The 380-nt window shown below is 56.6% G+C and carries 1 protein-coding gene; it reads right to left on the reverse strand.

The window, feature by feature from the left end; translation table 11 throughout:
• Positions 1–196: WhiB family transcriptional regulator (locus UK12_RS38855; protein ID WP_197085390.1), on the reverse strand; the 196-nt coding region annotated here is incomplete at its 3' end.
• Positions 197–380 lie beyond the last annotated feature (184 nt).

Raw genomic sequence — 380 nt, forward strand, 5'->3', positions numbered from 1 at the left:
CTGCTGCGGTGGGCAGCCCGAGTCGGACCTCGGCCAGCCGGTTGCGCGAACGGCGCATCAGTTTTCCGCGCCCGCCCTCGGTCAGCCCGCGCCAGACGCCGTACGGCTCGCGGACGGCCACCGCACGCGCTCCGCACTCCGCCCTCACCGGGCACCGCATGCAGACGTCCTTGCCACTTGCCTCCCGCGACTCCATATATTCACACTCAACTACCCTCAGATATTACTCCCCCTGTTACCCTTTTTGTTTTGCTTACTTCTGATATTTACTTTTTTTCATTCTCTGCGGTTTATTGCAAAGATTGATTTCATTATATCGTATTTCCTGGTCCCAATAATCGCACCAGCGCTACATCGCTGATCACTAGCTTTCAGGCTTC

Origin of the sequence: Saccharothrix sp. ST-888, assembly GCF_000955975.1 — a bacterium.
Taxonomy (GTDB): Bacteria; Actinomycetota; Actinomycetes; order Streptomycetales; family Streptomycetaceae; genus Kitasatospora.